This is a genomic window from Acinetobacter sp. WCHAc060006 (genome assembly GCF_004209135.1).
GTDB lineage: Bacteria > Pseudomonadota > Gammaproteobacteria > Pseudomonadales > Moraxellaceae > Acinetobacter > Acinetobacter cumulans.
This window is the reverse complement of the sequence record NZ_SGSS01000007.1, coordinates 1-15,772: the sequence shown is the minus strand read 5'-3', so window position 1 is coordinate 15,772 and position 15,772 is coordinate 1. Positions and strand designations below refer to the sequence as shown.

Sequence of the window (15,772 nt, the reverse complement as noted above, 5' to 3'; positions counted from 1 at the left end):
TTTTTTATGCTTGAATTTATGTCGTGCTATACGCTGACAGTATCCGCTTCAAGGCTTTGTGTTGTTTTGGGTGCTGAATTACGGTGGCGATATTGCGCTGCACGATGCTCATCTGGAAGTCTTGGCCCTTGTGCAAACAGCTTCTCGCGTAAGGTGCCTTCACGATATGCTGTAGGATAAACGCCTCTACGTTGCAATTCGGGGACAACATAAGTCACAACATCTTCAAAGCTCTGATGAGCCAAAATATATGCGAGGTTAAAGCCATCAATTCCTGTCACATCAATCCACTCTTGCAGTCGATCTGCAACCGTTGTTGGTGAGCCAACAATGACAGGCCCATTACCACCGACACTGGTCCAGTGTGCAATTTCTTCAATGGTCCACACTTTATTTGGATCTGCTTCAACATAAGACTGCAACATTGATTGAATGGCATTGGTCTGAATATATTCGACTTGGTCTGTGGCTTTAAATTGAGCAAAATCGACACCTGACCAACCCGATGCAAGCGTCAAGCCACCATCGTAACTGCCATATTGTTGATATTCACGAAATTTAGCTTGAGCTTTTTCATCAGTTTCATCTACCACAATTGCCAACATGGTGTAGATCAGTACAGAGTTTGGATCTTTGCCTTCTTGGGCTAAATTATGGCGAATACCTGAAGCTAATTTTTTAACAGCGACTTGTGTTGGTGCAGAAATAAACACACATTCAGCATTTTGACTGGCAAATTTTTGCCCACGTGCTGATGCGCCAGCTTGATATAAAACAGGAGTACGCTGCGGTGACGGTTCACAAATATGAATGCCTGGTACGCTAAAATATTGCCCTTCATGTTGAATAGGGTGAACTTTTGTATGATCTGCAAAGATGCCTTTTTGCTTATCACGTAAGACAGCATCATCTTCCCAAGAACCTTCCCAAAGCTTATATAAAACCTCTAAGTATTCATCCGCAATGTCATAACGATTGTCATGGCTGACTTGAGTTTTTAGGCCTAAATTTTTTGAGCCACTTTCTAAATAAGATGTCACGATATTCCAGCCAGCACGGCCTTTGGTAAGATGGTCTAAGGTACTCATACGCCGTGCAAATGGATATGGATGTTCGAATGAAATAGAGGTCGTTACCCCAAATCCTAAGTGCTGAGTTACGGCAGCCATTGCTGGTACAATTTGCAAGGGATCATTGACAGGGACTTGTACTGCACCTGTTAAAGCGTGTTCAGCTGAACCATGATAAACATCGTAAATACCTAAAACATCTGCAATAAACACACCATCAAAGATGCCACGTTCTAAAATTTTGGCTAAGTCAGTCCAGTATTCTAGGTCTTTATATTCGGTAGAGCGGTCAAGCGGATGTCGCCATAAACCAGGCGATTGGTGGGCAATGCAATTCATTTCAAAGGCATTAAAGCGAATTTGTTTTGTCATCATGTAATCTATATGTGGAGCTTGCTTTTATATTAAGAAAAATATACGGATACGTTATGAATAAAAAAATGAATGTTTATCATATAATTGATATAGCAATAATTGTGATTTATAAATAAGTCTTTAAAATTAACTTAATATTTGTTTAAGATATTGAAATATATGTTTAATTTATGGATTGTTGTTTTTGGGTTATTTGAGATTTATGTTTAATTATTATTAAATTGTAAGGAAGAATGACATTATTATGAAATAAAATATATCGGTATTTTGTATTTTAAATAAAGTGATTTGGTTTGAAGATTAATATATAAAAAATCAAAATAAAAAGTGCTAGCTTAATTATAAATAACCATTTGAGCATTGAAAAAATGACATCAAAAATTGAAATTAAATTAAAAGATGCACAAAAGATTCCTCGTGATTTTTATCATTCTGACGATTTAGCCCATGTGGTTCGTAGCGATGAAGAAGCAATAGCAATTGCTGAAACTTTGGCACATGAATTTGCCAAAGAGGCTTCAAAGCGTGACCATGAAAGACGCTTACCTTTACAAGAGGTACAACGCTATTCTGCCTCTGGGCTATGGGGGATTAACGTTCCACGTGAGTTTGGTGGTGCAGGCGTAAGTTATAAGACGCTGGCAGAAGTTGTCAAAATTATTTCGAGTGTAGACTCTTCTTTGGGGCAAATTGCCCAAAACCACTGGGCTTTTGTAGAGCATATCCGTTTAGATGCTCAACCTGAGCAACAAGCTTTTTTCTTTGAGCAAGTATTACAAGGTAAACGCTTTGGCAATGCATTTTCGGAAAAAGGTTCAAAAAACGTGGCTGAGCTCACTACGCGTATCGATTTTGAAGCAGATCATGCCCTTATTAATGGGCAAAAATTCTTTGCGACAGGGGCCTTACTTGCGCATTGGGTTCCCGTGGTTGCAGTTAATGATGGAAAGCCTTATGCAGCCTTAGTGCCACAACACACACCAGGCTTAACTATCATTAATGACTGGAGTGGCTTTGGGCAACGTACAACTGTCAGTGGTTCAGTGCTTTTAGACAATGTGAAAGTCGATTTAAAGTATGTTGTACCAATCCATCAGGCATTTGAGCGTCCTACAGTTGCTGGTGCAATTTCACAATTTATTCAATCTGCGGTAGATGCAGGTATCGCCCGTGGCGCGATTCAAGAAACCATTGACTACGTGCGTCAGCATGCTCGTCCTTGGATTGATTCGGGTTTAGAGCAGGCTGTACAAGACCCATATACCATTGCCAATATTGGTGAAATAAAAATTAAATTACGTGCAGCAGAGGCTGTATTAGATTTAGCCGCAGTGGCAATTGATAAAGCTTTGCAAGAACCTACAGAAGAAACGGTGTCTCAAGCGACTTTACTCACGGCTGAATCTAAAGTGCTGACCACTGAAATTGCACTTTTGGCAGCCAATAAGCTGTTTGAGTTGTCAGGTACACGTTCAACTTTATCTGAGCTGAATTTAGATCGTCATTGGCGCAATGCCCGTACCCATACGCTACATGACCCTGTACGTTGGAAATTAAATCTTGTTGGAAATTATTATCTTAATGGTGTTGCCTTACCCCGTCATGCTTGGAGCTAAGAGGAATTAAATATGAGCATTCAAAATAATCAAAATTTATCACTCGGTGCTGATTACGAGCAGGTTGCGACAAAATTTCGTCCTATTTTTCAGCAGATTGCTTTAGGTGCATTAGAGCGTGAAACGCAGCGTAAGCTACCATTTGACGCTATTCAAGCTCTAAAGCAAGTAGGCTTTGGCGCAGTACGTGTACCAACGGCATTTGGTGGTGATGGACTATCTCAACAGCAACTGTTTCGCCTATTGATTGAATTAGCGAAAGCCGATTCAAATGTGGTGCAAGCACTGCGTGGGCATTTTGCCTTTGTCGAAGACCGATTAAATGCGCATAAAGATCAAGATCAAACGATATGGTTTAAGCGTTTTGTACAGGGTGATTTGGTGGGCAATGCTTGGACGGAAATTGGCCAAGTTGAAATTGGTGATGTTGCTACACGAGTGACGGCCAATCAAGATGGACAATTAAGTGTGAATGGGCAAAAGTATTATTCAACCGGCACTATTTTTGCGGATTGGATTGATCTTTTTGCTTTGGATGAAACCCAAAATCAGCATGTGATTGCAGCAGTTGCTACAAAGGATGCAGGGGTAAAAATTAGCGATGATTGGGATGGTTTTGGCCAGAAAACCACGGGGAGTGGTACTTTAACCATTCAAGATGTGGCCATTGAGCGCGATCACATTTTGCCATTTGAGCAGCGTTTTAAGTACCAAACTGCATTCTATCAAGTGGTGCATCTCGCAACTTTGGCAGGTATTGCACACAGCGCAGTGGCGACTTTTAGCGAAGAAGTTCGTCAGCGTACACGAATCTTTAGTCATGGCAATGCAGATTTAGTCCGTGATGATGCGCAAATTTTACAAGTCATTGGTAAAGCTTCAGCTCAAGCCTATGCCAGTGAAGCTATTACATTAGCTACAGCAAAAGCTTTGGATGTTGCTTATCTGAGTCATTTTCAGTCGGATGCCACCTTCGAGCAACAGGCCAATGACCGTGCTGAATTGGAGTCATCCCAAGGTCAGGTTGTTATCTCTGAATTGGTGCTTAATTTAAGTACAGAATTATTTAACAGCTTGGGTGCATCGGCCAGTAGTACGGCTAAGCAACTGGATCGTTTCTGGCGTAATGCACGTGTGGTATCTTCACATAACCCACTTATTTATAAGCAAAAGGTGATTGGGGACTGGGTGGTTAATCAAACGGCCTTACCTTATGTTTGGCAAATTGGTAATAGCCCTGTAGCGAAGCAAGCTGAAATTGCTGCTTAATCGTACACATTTGAATAAGTAATAAAAAACTGTCATTTGGCAGTTTTTTATTGTTTTGAGAACTTATGACTCAATTTTTGAATAGCAGTAAACGCACTGTTGAATTTAAAGCATTCAGACCTGAAATTTGCTATGTGAGGAGGAATGTCGAAACTGGTTGTAACTTTAATATGACCACGTACTGAGTTTTAAGGATGGTGGGCTTATATGATTTTGAGGGGATATTTCTAAAATTTGCGCCTCATGTGCACGCCAGTCGCCTAATACAATACGTTGTTTATGTGCAACTTGGTGAATGGCTGGGCGGTGTGTATGACCATGAATTAATACATCGACATGAGCCAAAGCATTTTCAACGGCCTGTTGATTCACATCCATCACTTCATAGCTTTTAATTTGATTGGCTTGTTGGCTTTTTTTGCGAAAGCCATGTGCTAATTTTTGTCGGAAGCTTAAAGGTGTTTTTTTGAGTAAGCCTAAAATGAGTGGGTTACGAATTACTTTACGAAAGCGTTGGTAGGATAGGTCATCGGTGCAAAGGAGATCACCATGTTCAATGCGATACCGTGTATTGCCAATTTGTAGCGTAGAGATTTCTTTGAGCAAAGTACCGTGGAATTGATTGAGAAATTGTTGCCCTAAGGAGAAGTCACGATTACCTACAACAAAATAAACCTGATTGCCTGATGCATGAAAAATTTGCAAGGCCTGTACAATTTCATTCAGCCATGGGGCACTGTAGTCATCGCCAATCCACGCATTAAACCAGTCGCCTAAAATATACAGCTGGGTTTGCTGGGTTTTATAGTGTTCTAATAAATCCAAAAACCCCCGAACGAGTCGAGGGTGATCAGGTGACAAATGTAAATCAGCGATAAACAGATAGGTCACAAATCTTTTCCTTATCATCCTCAAGGTTTCTCTAAATAGAGAAACCTTTTCATTACTCCATTTTAAAGCGATGCTTTAAAACTAATAAAGAATGGAGAGGATGTTATTTATTCAGCAATGATTTTTGCAGATTCGATCACTACGTTTTCAAGCGGAACGTCAGCGTGGTAACCACGGTTACCTGTACGAACGCCTTTAATTGCGTTAACTACGTCTAGACCTTCAGTTACTTTACCAAATACTGCATAACCCCAACCTTGAGCATTTTTGCCAGAGTGGTTAAGGAAAGAGTTGTTGCCAACGTTAATAAAGAATTGTGCAGAAGCAGAGTGAGGTGCTTGTGTACGTGCCATTGCAATTGTACCAAGGTCATTGGTTAAGCCGTTGTCAGCTTCGTTTTCAATTGCATCGCGTGTTGCTTTTTCTTTAAAGTTTTCATCCATACCGCCACCTTGGATCATGAATCCGTCGATTACGCGGTGGAAAATCACGCCGTCATAGAAACCGTCACGAACGTATTCTAAGAAGTTAGCTACAGTTTTTGGTGCTTTTTCACTGTTAAGCTCAAGAACAATACGACCTTTATTGGTGTTTAATTCGACTTGAGGAAAACTCATTGTGTAATCTCCTAATCATGGACAACAAAGCCATGGGTTTTTTGGTTGTGAGAAGCATAAGCAAACTGTAAACTACAAGGCAAGTAAAAACGTTATTTTCTTTGTAAAATAGATCAAATATCGTTTAAGGGGCTGTAAAACATTCATAAATCATCTGGCAGATCAGCTAGAATGATGAAGGTTTAACAAACCCAATTTATCCCTATATTTTTTTCATCAAAAGTGATTTTTTAACTATGAAGCCGAATGATGTTGTTTCAACACTGCCAAATAACCCGACACCAAGTAATAATGCGTCTGTCGATGCTGCGCAGCAAGAACAACAGCCTGGCTTAGATTTTGTTCGTCAAATTATTACGGACGATTTGGCTACTGGCCGTTCAAAACAAGTTGTTACGCGCTTCCCACCAGAACCAAATGGTTATCTACATATTGGCCATGTAAAAGCAATTTGCTTAAACTTTGGTATTGCACAAGAGTTTGAAGGTTTATGTAACCTTCGCTTTGATGACACTAATCCTGATGCAGAAGAGCAAGAATACGTAGATGGTATTGCCAACGACGTAAAATGGTTAGGTTTTGATTGGAATGGCGAACCACGCTATGCATCAAGCTATTTTGACCAGCTGTATACATGGGCTGTGCAACTGATTGAACAAGGCGATGCATACGTAGATTTGCAAAGCCCTGAAGAAATTCGTTTAAACCGCGGTAATTTTGTCGATCTAGGCAAAAACTCACCACAACGTGATGCGTCGGTTGAAGAAAACCTTGCACGTTTTGAGCAAATGCGTAATGGCGAACTTGGCGAAGGTAAAGCTGTACTGCGTGCCAAAATTGATATGGCATCTCCAAACGTTCACATGCGTGATCCAATTTTGTACCGTGTACTACATTCTGAGCATCACCAAACAGGTGATAAATGGAAAATGTACCCAATGTACGATTATGCGCATCCTTTATCCGATGCGATTGAAGGCATTACGCATTCATTGTGTACATTAGAGTTTGTAGATCACCGTCCATTCTATGACTGGGTTGTAGAAAAAGTTAAATCACCTGCAGTACCACGTCAGTACGAATCTAGCCGTTTAAATGTCGACTACACCATTACTTCTAAGCGTAAATTACGTCGTTTAGTGGATGGCGGTTTTGTAAATGGTTGGGATGATCCACGTTTACCAACAGTTGTGGGTATGCGTCGTCGTGGTTTTACAGCAGAAGGCTTACGTGAGTTCTGTAAGCGTGTTGGTGTAACTAAAGTTGATGGCAGTATTGTCGATGTTGCAATGCTTGAATTCTGTATTCGCCAATCTTTAGAAAATACAGCAAGCCGTGCAATGGCGGTGTTAAATCCACTTAAAGTGACGTTAACCAACTTGCCACAAGACATGGACTTGGTACATGCACGTCATCCAAACGTAGATATGGGCGAGCGCGTAATTCCGTTAACGTCTGAGCTTTACATTGACCGTAAGGACTTTGAAGAAGTTGCACCAAAAGGCTTTAAACGTTTAATTCCGGGTGGTGAAGTTCGTTTACGTCATGCGTACGTGATTAAGTGCGACGAAGTCATTAAAGATGAAAATGGTGAGGTGGTTGAGCTGAAATGTTCAATTGATCCTGAAACTTTAGGTAAAAACCCTGAAGGGCGTAAAGTGAAAGGCGTTGTACATTGGGTTTCTGCAACCAAAGGTGTAAAAGCAGAAGTTCGTATTTACGATCGTCTATTTACAGAAGCAGATCCTGAAATCAGTGAAGATTTCTTAGAAAACTTAAATCCAAATTCTTTAACGATTGTGGAAGCTGTAGTTGAACCTTCATTGGCACAAGTACAAGCTGAAGATCGTTTCCAATTTGAACGTGAAGGTTATTTTGTTGCAGATCAACACGATTACAGCAATGAAAAACTTGTGTTTAACCGCATTTTGGACTTAAAAGACAGCTTTAAGCCAGGTAAATAATTTACACCATCAAATGAAAAGGTAGCCGAAAGTATGTTGAGTGAAAACTAGCGTCTAACTTGCTTGAGGTTCGCCTCCGATCTTGATTCAAAAGCTCAACCTCGGTTGGGCTTTTTTGTGGGATCTTAATCTAAGGTGAGCAGATGATTGTTCGAGATAAAGCCAATAGTTTTAAACTTTTATTTGCATGGCATGGCACAATTTTACCCAAAGTTGTGCCTGCACTGGCTATTGTGGTCCTAATATCGGCTAGTTTGGTGTATTTAAATGCACGCCATTATGTGAATATGCCTGAAGTACCTGCCATTGGATTTACAATTTTTGGTGTGATTCTTTCGATTTTTCTGAGTTTTCGAAATACAGCTTGCTATGACCGTTGGTGGGAGGGCCGTAAATTATGGGGAGCATTGATTGCTCAAACGCGTCATATCTGTCGCGATAGCCATGTGTTGCCTGAGACTTCACGCCAATTGATGATGCTGAGAGTCATGCAGTTTAGTGCTTTATTACGTGATCGTTTGCGTAAGCAAGATATGTACTTTAGCCAAACGCAAGTGGCCTTAGGATTGAATGATCAGCAATGGCACAAACTTCAAAACCATTTTAATGCACCCCAATATTTACTTGAATTGGTGCAGCAGGACTTAGCCAATTTATATCAGCAAGGCACTATCAGCGATATTATTTACCAAACCATCAGTCAGCATGTGGTGGCTTTGGGGGATATTCACGCTGGTTGCGATCGGATTTCATCAACACCTTTACCATTTTCATATTCGGTGTTGTTGCATCGCGCGGTATATTCATTTTGCTTTATTTTGCCTTTTAGTTTAGCCACCAGTCTTGGCGTATGGACACCCATTATCGTGGCGCTGATCGCCTATTTGTTTTTAGGTCTAGATGCATTAAGCGCAGAGCTAGAAGAACCCTTTGGTGTGCAAGAAAATGACTTGGCTTTGGATGCCATAGTGCGTGGGGTAGAGCGTGAAATGCTGAGTTCCTTGGATTTGGAGCTACCACCACCAGTGAGTGCGACAGCCAAAGGAAATCTACTTTAGGGTTTATGGTGAGCGAAATTGAGCGATTTTGGTATCGCTCAATTGAATGCGTTCAAATTTAGATATATGGATTAAATCGACTCAAAGTTAGCTTGATGTTTATGCATGAAACTAGTGATTTTATAGTGTCGCGGCTTATACCAGCTTTGTTCAATGCTTTTAAGATTATAGCTACCAATGGTCAGGCTCTGTTTGGCGCGGGTAATGGCGACATATAACAAGCGCTTTTGTTCTTTATACAGCTGATGACCTTCATTTTGATGGAGCTGTGATTCACTATTTTGTTTTTTGACGACCATATAGCCAGGGAAATTTTGATGGGTTAAGTCTGGCAAAATGACATGATCAAACTCAAGCCCTTTGGAGCGATGAATCGTACTGACAATTAGTTGATCATTTGGAGTGATGAGATCAGACTCTTTTGCGGTTTGATAGAAGGGAATCGCTTCATCAAAATATTGATACGGGTTATGAATATGCTCAAAATGATAATTTGCATGGTTGAGCAGTTTGACTCGAAGTTGTTCAATACTTGTATCTATATGCGCTTCATAAAGCTGAGGATTAAATGCTTGCATATAGTGTGTATAAAGCTTAAATAGTTGCTGAATTTTAAAATCACCATTACGCCGTATACTATATTGTGCCAAATTCCAGAGCGGGCTAAAGTTTTGGTTAAATGCGTTTAAGCATTTTTCAGCTTGTGCGATATAAGCACTTAGCGCTGTTTCATTCTGTTGAATTTTAGCCAGTAAGGGGTTTAATAGTGCGCGACCTGCTTTTACATCATCTAAGGCATTGTGGCTGTTTTCGCCGTCTAATTTAAAATGTGCCAATAAATGCCCAAGTTTATAGCTGTCTAAATTTGGAAACAGCTGGCGCGTCAGTTCTAGCGTACAAAATTTATGTTGGCTAAAAAATATGTCTGATAATTCGGGTGCATAACGCTTTAAATTCTCAGTCAGCATGGCCTGATCAAACTTTAAATTATGAGCAATCAGTGCTTTGTCATGACTAAATTGCATAAATGTATGTAGCTGTTGTTTGGCATCTAAACCATGTTTTGCCAGTACAGACGCATCAATCCCATGAATTTTATAACTTTCGCTTAAGTCCTGATCCGATAGGCAATATAAATTAAGCTCTTGATCTTGCGTAACAGCTGCAATTTGAACAATATCATTTAGGGCGAGATCAAGCCCGGTGGTTTCTGTATCAAAATAGGCAAAGCTGTTGTTTTGTATATGTTGGATTAAACACTGCTGTTGATGCTGATAGCAGTCGCTAATGTTAATGAAATTATTGAGCCAACAACCATGCTCGCGTAGTTCATGAACCAACTGAATAGTAGCAAATTGTGCTTCAGTCTCTTTTAAATGTGTAGGTTTATAGTGCTGAATATTGCCAAAGCGCCACAACAGACGCGCCCAGGCCAAACGATTTTCAGGGTCTTTTAATGCACTCACAAAGGCCATAAAGTCTAAATAAAACTCACGGCTTAACAAATCATTTTGTGCAACAAAAAAATGCCTTAACTCTTGCTGATTGAGTTGATCTGAAAAGGCATCGGCTTGACGATTGGTCGACAGCAAAACGGCGGTAGATTCATCTTTTTGGTTGAGCATGTGAATATGACGAATGAGGTCGGCTGTATGTTCAGTATCAAATTCACGGTGCAAGTGCAGTAAGGCACGTGGATGTGCTTTTTTGTGGGCGCGTGCTGTGATTTTATAGGTTGAATCTAGGCTAGATGCCATGTACTGATTAGACAGTTGAACGAGATTGTCTGGACTACGGTAGTTTTCTTCCAATACATGTACATTTTGCCCTAAGCGCTCTTGGGTTAATTCTACAGATGCACCTTGAAAACGATAAATCGATTGATTGACATCACCTAAAATTAAAATATGGGCATCTTTGGCAGTGAGATGGTCGACCAAAAGCCAATGCAAAGGCGAGAGGTCTTGTACTTCATCAATTTGAATCCATCCATAGCGTTTGGCCTTAGGCTGATTTTGTAGCACGAGCGCATCTATTATAAGGTCATCATAATCATAAAAATGATAGTGTTTTTTGAGTGCTTGATAAGCCTCATTAAAATATACCGCCAAGACAAATGCATATTTAACGCAGTGATCAGGAATGTTCTGATCAAGGGTACGTAAGCGGCTTCGAATATAACTTTTCTGTTCAGGTTTTAAAAAATGCCGTGCTTCAGAGATTAAGGGCAAACATAAATTGCGAATCGCTTCCATATTCCATAGAGCGTATGGATCTTCATTTTTAAAAATACTGTAATGGCAGTAGTTGAGTGCTTGAGGATCAAAGCCATCGAGTGCATTTGCTTTAAGCTCATAGCGGGTTAAACAATGTTGTAACTGAACCAAAACCTCATGATGTGGCTGAATGAGTAATGCATTTAATTGTTCTAAGGCTTGGCGTATGAGGCGTTTTTGCAGTTCTTCATTGATTAAGTCACGATGCTGGCTGTCATAGTGCTTCATTAATAATTTGAAGCAAAAGGCATGTAGATTGCCAATAAACAATTGTGGAAAATTTTTAGCCAAGCGAGCAGTGACTTTCTCTCGCATATTTAAGCCTGCACGGTTGGTAAAAGTCAGACATAAAATATCATCGGCTTTTACATTACGCGCTAGAGCTTGCACAATACGCTCGGTGAGGACTTCAGTTTTACCACTTCCTGCAGGGGCTAAACATGCATGATAGCCTTCGCGCAGTTGAATAACTTTGAGCTGATCTGCATTAAACTGAAGCATCATAAAAGACCCAAACGCTAAAACTACAATGTCGATAGCACAAGCTTATGATTTTAAGTGGAATCAGTCTATAAAACTTAAGAAAAATAAGGCATTTTAATCGTCATGATGTAACGGATATTTGGGCTATACCTATTCAAAAATAGTAGGTGAATAGTTGCAGTATAATTCGAATGTGACTTAGCGATTCTTTTGTTGCTGATTGCGAAAATCGAAATACTGTTTCAGTCTATGATTGGCTTTATCGCGTAATTTTTTCTTAATATACAACACAAGTGCAAAGCTAGTTGTAGTAAGCGTTAAGAACATGCTATTCATAAAGCTCATTGCAGAGCTGACATAGCCAATTGTCGTGAGGCGATTCATCATACGGTACACTTGTGGGCTACTTTCAACGCCTGTGATTGCCCATGTGCACAAATGCTCACAGTTATTGGTAATGAGGTGATAATGGTTTTCGTGCATACGTGAACGCATACGACGAACAACTCGACGACCAGTAAACTTAGGTTGGCTATAGTGCTGAACGTCGATATGTTTGCCACGGCTAAATTCATCAATTGAAGTGATTTCAATGGGATGCTTTTTAAATAGATGCGCGAATCCAGAGTAATGAATTACTCTGCCACGACCTGCGTAAATGCCGTGATGACTATAACCAAAATGTTTGACGATTAAATGTGCCCCTAAAGGAAACCGTCTGCTCTGCTGATGCATGTCTACGTTCGCCAATAAAGTTACAAGTGTATTGTTAGGCTTTTAGTCTACTTCTTTTTTGTGAATTAATCGACTCTTTAGGCTAGACTTTGTTTGAGCATTCGACAGGTGAACAGCATGTATAAACCGACGCTATGGTATGGCCTTGTGTTGAGTTGGGTCGGCATAAGTATGGCGCTACAAGCAGATGCTGATATAGAGCAGTGGCGTGTGTCTGAACCTATTCAGGCAGATGTTGTGAAAGTCAAAAATTTTAAAGCCCTCAGCTTACATTTGTATCAGAGCAATGGTGAGCCTTATGCGACTTTAACGCATTTGGCTAAGCGAATGCGTCAAGCATGTCATCCCTTAAGTTTTGCAATGAATGCAGGAATGTTTCACAGCGATTATTCGGCAGTTGGATTATATGTTGAAGATGGCCAGCAACTTCAATCCTTAAACAGAGCCACGCAGGGCTATGGTAACTTTCTGATTCAGCCGAATGGGGTGTTGGCTTGGAATGATCAGGAAGTTCGTTTACAGAGCACTGCGGAATATGCAAAAAATACTTTTAATCCACGTTATGCAACGCAGTCAGGCCCAATGTTGGTCCATCAAGGGCAGATCAATCCTAATTTTTTAAAAGATGCCAGCTCATATAAAATTCGAAATGGTGTCGGATTGAAAAATCAGCAGTTATATTTTGTAATTAGTAATCAGCCTCTGACTTTCTATCAGTTTGCAACTTTCTTTAAGGAAGCACTGGGCGTTGATGATGCATTATATTTAGATGGGTCATTATCCAGTGCTTATATTCCTGCATTGAACAGACATGATGCATGGAGGCGATTGGGGCCAATGTTGGCTTATAGCGAATTTGAGCCATGCAATAAGGTGTTTGTAGACTCAAACTAAAGAAATTTATGTACATGGAAGCAAAGTATCGAAGTTCGAAGATTTACTTTGAGAATTACAGGTTGGTGGCTATTCTTTCATTAAATTAAGAAAACTACTTTGTCGGCTACAGTATTCGATTGCTTCTTGTTTATTCATGGCAGGGACTTGCTCTTTAAACTGTTGTTTACGTGTTTTAATTTGAAGATCAGACATTTGCATCTGCTTGGATATTTTTTCGATGTTAGTCCAATAATTTTGGCATTCTTCGGGTAGGCGTTGGCATCCTGTCAGTATAAAACTGAGGCTTCCGAGTAACATCAATAGATGGAGTTTCATCGCAAATATCCCTGATTTCTTATAATTTTTCATTATTGTGCATCATCATAACAAAAAGATGAAAAAAATTATAAACAAAGCAGTCATTTAGCTAAGAAGACGAAAGCTTGGGTTTGAATTGCCAAAATTATAGACATTAAAAAAGGCATTTCATGGGGATGAAATGCCTTTTTGTACAATCTACAATTTAGTGCAATGGTAGATGTTGTAGCTCATTGAGCTCTTTACGACTATAGCCACGAGAAGCTAGAACTTTCTTTATGCCAAGAATGACATCTTCATCGGTTGCTTTTGCAAGCGCTTCTAGAAGTTGTTCATTAGATTTGCATGAGCAATCATTTTCAACGCAAGCAATTTGGTTTTTATGCCCGTTTTCCTGTTCAGTTGAGAACAATTTTTGCCAAAAACTCATAGAGCCTTCATTTATGACCTTCGATAGAACGAAATATAGTCAATCTGTAAAATAATTCAAGTCTACCAAAGTGATAAAAGCATCAGTTGAACACTAGATTTTCCGATTAATCTAATGAACATGAACGAAATAAAGAAAGTATAGGGGACTTGTATATTTTAACTTACTTATTTTTAAGTAATAAAAAAGAGCTTAATGTTAAGCTCTTTGGGTTATGCTTTTATGACATGAAATGTTTTGTTTAAATCTTTTCGAGTAACACACCAGATTCTACATGATGCGTATACGGGAATTGATCGAACATTGCGAATTTTGTGACTTTGTGGGTTTTTGACAAGGTTTTTAAATTGTCATGTAAAGTGTCTGGGTTACATGAAATATAAATAATGCGTTCGAAGCGCTGGATCAATTTTAATGTTTCATCGTCGATACCAGCACGCGGTGGATCAACAAAAACTGTGTCGAAGTCATAAGTTGAAAGATCAATATTGGCTTCTTGTAAGCGACGGAATTCACGTTCGCCATTATAGGCTTGTGTAAAGTCTTCGGCAGATAAACGTGCAACTTGGATGTTGTCTACGCCATTTTGCTCGATATTCCACTGTGCTGCATATACAGATGATTTTGCTAATTCGGTTGCTAATACGCGGTTAAAGCGCGAAGCCAAAGGCAGGGTAAAGTTACCATTACCACAGTAAAGCTCAAGTAGGTCTTTATCGGACTGCTGAGCAACATTACATGCCCATTCCAACATTTTTTGACAAACCTTGGCATTTGGCTGCGTAAAGCTATTTTCAATTTGTTTGTATTTATATTGGCGATCGAATACTTGTAATTCTTCTACGACAAATTCATTTTCTAAAACAAACTTTTGACCACGGCAACGGCCAATCAGTTGAATGTTCAATTCTTTAGCCAAAGCTTTGGCAGCCACTTCCCATTCTGGCTCAAGCTTACGATGGTAAAGCAAAGATACCAGCATTTCGCCACTGAGCGTTGCGAGGAAATCGACTTGGAATAAACGTGCAGATAACATTGAATCTGCTTCCAATGCAGTAAGTAACTTCGGCATTAAGTCATTAATGCTTTGATCTGCAATAGGGAACTCTTTAATCTCTACAACTTTTTTCTTGTCATCTTCAGTACGTTCAAACATTGCATAGAACATACCGCCTTCTTTACGATGCCAAATACGGAATTCTGCACGCATACGAAAGTTTTGCTCAGGTGAGTTAAAAACTTCTAGTGAAGGAGGATTAAATTCGGCAAATTGCGCTGAAATACGCTCAACTTTTGCATCAAGTTGTTGCTGATAAGAAGAAGTCATATACAGAAAAAATCACATGTATGTTCAAAACAGGGATGGTAACAAAGTTTGAACTTGAAGGGTCAAATTATTCTAAAAATGTTGTAAGAAACTCACAGCGTTGGGAATTAACTGAAAAAAAACCGAAGCTGTACGAATACAACTTCGGCGATCCTTGCTCTGAGGAAGCGTGGATAGGTTAGCTCATGGTCATGAGGCTTGCATTACCACCTGCAGCGGCAGTATTAATGCTAATTGCACGTTCAATGACAAATCGCTCAAGCGGAATGTCATATTGACCTGGCTCTAATCGAGTAATACCAATGATGGCACCATCACGGTTGGCAATCTGCTGTTGTAAGCTCAGTAGCTCCGACTTAGTTCCATGGAACAGCACTGCATCAAACTGTCCATTTTGTAGATCTGGAACCACGGCAATACGATTTGCTACAGCCTTTGGCATACTAGATAAGTACTTTAATATAAAA

13 protein-coding genes and 1 pseudogene are annotated in these 15,772 nt (G+C 39.8%); 5 read left to right on the top strand and 9 right to left on the bottom strand.

Annotated elements, in window-relative coordinates:
* Positions 1–26: 26 nt before the first annotated feature.
* Positions 27–1,442: an LLM class flavin-dependent oxidoreductase gene (locus EXE29_RS05755; RefSeq protein ID WP_120364223.1), complete on the bottom strand. Its 1,416-nt coding sequence runs from the start codon at positions 1,440–1,442 to the stop codon at positions 27–29.
* Between the two features lie 446 nt (positions 1,443–1,888).
* Here EXE29_RS05755 and EXE29_RS05750 point away from each other — a divergent pair.
* Both EXE29_RS05750 and EXE29_RS05745 read left to right on the top strand, forming a co-directional pair.
* A pseudogene (locus tag EXE29_RS05750) lies at positions 1,889–3,061 on the top strand (SfnB family sulfur acquisition oxidoreductase); the annotation flags it as partial.
* A 12-nt stretch (positions 3,062–3,073) separates the two neighbouring features.
* Complete coding sequence (locus EXE29_RS05745) at positions 3,074–4,330, top strand: acyl-CoA dehydrogenase family protein (protein ID WP_120364210.1); 1,257 nt, start codon at positions 3,074–3,076, stop codon at positions 4,328–4,330.
* 165 nt (positions 4,331–4,495) lie between these two features.
* Here the strand turns inward: EXE29_RS05745 and EXE29_RS05740 are convergent, their stop codons facing one another.
* Positions 4,496–5,221 (bottom strand): UDP-2,3-diacylglucosamine diphosphatase, encoded by a 726-nt coding sequence (locus EXE29_RS05740; RefSeq protein ID WP_120364211.1) that lies wholly within the window; start codon positions 5,219–5,221, stop codon positions 4,496–4,498.
* 107 nt (positions 5,222–5,328) lie between these two features.
* A complete protein-coding gene (locus tag EXE29_RS05735; protein WP_106984791.1) occupies positions 5,329–5,838 on the bottom strand; it encodes a peptidylprolyl isomerase in 510 nt (169 codons plus the stop codon).
* A 236-nt stretch (positions 5,839–6,074) separates the two neighbouring features.
* Between EXE29_RS05735 and EXE29_RS05730 the strand changes: the two genes are divergently transcribed.
* Both EXE29_RS05730 and EXE29_RS05725 read left to right on the top strand, forming a co-directional pair.
* Entirely contained in the window at positions 6,075–7,802 is a 1,728-nt protein-coding gene (locus EXE29_RS05730) for a glutamine--tRNA ligase/YqeY domain fusion protein (protein WP_120364212.1), read from the top strand.
* 143 nt (positions 7,803–7,945) lie between these two features.
* On the top strand, positions 7,946–8,860 hold the full coding sequence (locus tag EXE29_RS05725; protein ID WP_117006674.1) for a bestrophin family protein: 915 nt from the start codon (positions 7,946–7,948) through the stop codon (positions 8,858–8,860).
* Positions 8,861–8,931: 71 nt separating this feature from the next.
* Here EXE29_RS05725 and EXE29_RS05720 read toward each other — a convergent pair whose 3' ends face one another.
* Together EXE29_RS05720 and EXE29_RS05715 are read right to left on the bottom strand one after the other, a co-directional pair.
* Complete coding sequence (locus tag EXE29_RS05720) at positions 8,932–11,640, bottom strand: UvrD-helicase domain-containing protein (protein ID WP_120364213.1); 2,709 nt, start codon at positions 11,638–11,640, stop codon at positions 8,932–8,934.
* Between the two features lie 177 nt (positions 11,641–11,817).
* Complete coding sequence (locus EXE29_RS05715) at positions 11,818–12,354, bottom strand: lecithin retinol acyltransferase family protein (RefSeq protein WP_106984787.1); 537 nt, start codon at positions 12,352–12,354, stop codon at positions 11,818–11,820.
* A gap of 117 nt (positions 12,355–12,471) precedes the next feature.
* On the opposite strand from EXE29_RS05715, the gene EXE29_RS05710 reads away from it, so the two are divergent.
* Entirely contained in the window at positions 12,472–13,248 is a 777-nt protein-coding gene (locus EXE29_RS05710) for a phosphodiester glycosidase family protein (protein WP_120364214.1), read from the top strand.
* Positions 13,249–13,317: 69 nt separating this feature from the next.
* On the opposite strand, the gene EXE29_RS05705 is transcribed toward EXE29_RS05710, so the two are convergent.
* The 4 genes from EXE29_RS05705 to EXE29_RS05690 form a co-directional block, all read right to left on the bottom strand.
* Positions 13,318–13,566 carry a hypothetical protein gene (locus EXE29_RS05705; protein WP_120365990.1) on the bottom strand — a complete coding sequence of 83 codons (249 nt, stop codon included), beginning with the start codon at positions 13,564–13,566 and terminating at the stop codon, positions 13,318–13,320.
* A 187-nt stretch (positions 13,567–13,753) separates the two neighbouring features.
* Entirely contained in the window at positions 13,754–13,978 is a 225-nt protein-coding gene (locus EXE29_RS05700; RefSeq protein WP_106984784.1) for a hypothetical protein, read from the bottom strand.
* 241 nt (positions 13,979–14,219) lie between these two features.
* Positions 14,220–15,305, bottom strand: coding sequence for a tRNA (uridine(54)-C5)-methyltransferase TrmA (gene trmA / locus EXE29_RS05695; protein WP_120364216.1), 1,086 nt, complete (start codon positions 15,303–15,305; stop codon positions 14,220–14,222).
* Between the two features lie 178 nt (positions 15,306–15,483).
* The coding region (locus tag EXE29_RS05690; RefSeq protein WP_130125646.1) for a hypothetical protein at positions 15,484–15,772 on the bottom strand (289 nt) is incomplete at its 5' end.